Here is a 2,305-nt window from a genome sequence, read left to right on the forward strand (position 1 = left end):
TTTTTCTTTGAGCCGACCAAACCGATTGCCACCAACTCAATCTGATCGCTGTGCGCGTCAGTAATACGCTCGCCATATTCTTCGTAGGTTTTGCAGGATTGCGCCAGCGCGCTGAACGGCATCGCAAAGATCTCGTGATCCGCGCTGCTGATTTGCTGCAATTCGCGCAGGTAATTGCCGTCCGCCAATAACACCGGCAGCGGCGCGTAGATGACGCCGGGATAATTCACGCCATCCTGGCTTTGCTGATCCGGCCCCACCAAATTTCCTATCAATTTTCCAAAACTAATGCCGATAACGCTTGAAGCGTTCATCGCCAATCCGGCGGGCAGTTGCTGATCGATCACGATGGTGCAGCGATGGGTGTTTGCGTCGAAATCCATGATTCAGGTTTCACTTTGAGTGGGTTTAAGGTGCGCGGTTCTGCGATTATCGCTGGCATTCCCGGTGCGCATGAATGCGCACCCTACGCCGTAGGGTCGCCATTTATGGCGACCTGGCCACATCCGCACAATGAATCTGATGGCAATCATCAGACAAAAAGTATGCCGCAACCCTAAAGGAAAGTGCTTTCTGAATACGTTGCAAAAGGAACTGATTAAGGATAGAAAATCCCTTAATCACCAATATATGGAAAGGATTATCCACTTATGAGCTTAAGCAAGACGGATATCAAAATCCTCCAGCAGTTGCAGCAGGACGCGCGCATCACCAACCAACATCTTGCAGACGAAATTGGCCTATCCGCATCCCCAACCTGGCGCAAAGTGCGCAAGCTGGAAGAGGACGAAGTGATTCAGGGCTATCGCGCGGTACTTAATCGAAAAAAGATTGGCCTTAACGTGATGGTATTTGTACGCGTCACCATTGATAGCCACAGCGAAGCCGAAGCGCGCAAATTCGAACAAGAAGTAATGGCACTGGATAATGTGGTTTCCTGCTACAGCATCGGCGGCGATGCGGATTTCTTATTACAGGTGGTGGCCGCGGATATGGATGCGTATGCGGAATTCGCCATGTCGGTTATTCGGAGATTGCCGGGGATAAAGGAGATGCAGAGTATGTTTGTGCTCAAGGAGATAAAGGGATTGGCGGCTTGGCCTTTAGGTTAATAATCGGCTCGATAATAAGGGGCATATCCCCCTATTTAAATAGGATGCTGCATTAAATTAGATCCATCGTAATATTTCATTCTTTTAGCTAAAAAAGTATTGGCGCGTTTTTTGTAGGGCGCGCATTTATGCGCACCAGGTCGCCATGAATGGCAACCCTACTTTGCTGGAATAACTCTTGCATCACCCTGTGCGATAAATCCTATGCACAGGGCGATGTGAGTGAACCTCAACACCTATAAATACTTCAACGAAGTCGCCGCCACGGGATCGATCAGACGCGCGGCAGATCGGCTGCACGTTGCGCCTTCGGCTATCAGCCGGCAGATCGCGTTACTGGAACATACGCTCGGCGTAATGTTACTGGAACGCACCAATACCGGCATCCGTTTAACCCCCGCAGGTATGATGCTGGAGCGCTTCACGCGCAAGATGTGCCGCGACCTCGACCGCATTCATGAGTCGATCAAAAACCTAAAAGGGCTGCGCGAAGGTGAGGTGAAAATATGGGTGATTGAAGCGGTGGTGCAGGCGATTTTGCCGCGCATCATGACCAGCTTTAATGAAAATTATCCGGCCATTCAATTCTCAATTAACAGCGAATCGTCCGACCGCACCATAGAAGCAATCATCCGCGACGAAATCGATATTGGCATCGTGTTTAACATGGGCGACCGCCCCGGAATAGAAGTCATAAAGCGCTGTCCTGCACCAATTCAGTGCCTGGTTTCTCCCCAGCATCCGTTGGCTCAACATCAATCCCTCAGTCTTGAAGATATTTGCGGCTATCCGGTGGCGCTGCCGGTGTCCAGTTTCGGCATGCGGCAAACCTTCGACAAAGTCACGCGCAGCCTGCATCTCAACCCGCAATCAATCGTCAACACCAATAATCTGGAGCTCACTAAGGCGATGGCTATCGCCGGGCGTACCTTAACCATTGGGCCGAAACAAATCGCTGCACGTGAAATAGATCAGCACATGTTGATTGCCATTCCAATTGATAACGAGGCGATGGAATCGGCCAATATTGAGATCTGCGTGCATCGTGATCGCACGCTCTCCTTTGCCGCACACCAATTTCTCAAACATGTGTGCCGGGAATTTAATTGATGCGCTTCGTAGGGTCGCCATTCATGGCGTAATGCCGCTCAGTTAAGCATTAATTTGCATATGTATGCAGGTGCGCATGAATG

General features: G+C 50.3%; 3 protein-coding genes. 2 read left to right on the forward strand and 1 reads right to left on the reverse strand.

The features are described from left to right. The coding region (locus RTY00_RS23770) for a DUF2000 domain-containing protein (protein WP_312666611.1) at positions 1–383 on the reverse strand (383 nt) is incomplete at its 3' end. A 267-nt stretch (positions 384–650) separates the two neighbouring features. Here RTY00_RS23770 and RTY00_RS23775 point away from each other — a divergent pair. Together RTY00_RS23775 and RTY00_RS23780 are read left to right on the forward strand one after the other, a co-directional pair. Next, positions 651–1,112: an Lrp/AsnC family transcriptional regulator gene (locus tag RTY00_RS23775; protein ID WP_222183175.1), complete on the forward strand. Its 462-nt coding sequence runs from the start codon at positions 651–653 to the stop codon at positions 1,110–1,112. Positions 1,113–1,334: 222 nt separating this feature from the next. Continuing rightward, a complete protein-coding gene (locus tag RTY00_RS23780) occupies positions 1,335–2,222 on the forward strand; it encodes a LysR family transcriptional regulator (RefSeq protein WP_008108755.1) in 888 nt (295 codons plus the stop codon). Positions 2,223–2,305: the final 83 nt, after the last annotated feature.

Source organism: Pantoea sp. CTOTU49201, assembly GCF_032054795.1.
GTDB classification, from domain to species: domain Bacteria; phylum Pseudomonadota; class Gammaproteobacteria; order Enterobacterales; family Enterobacteriaceae; genus Pantoea; species Pantoea symbiotica.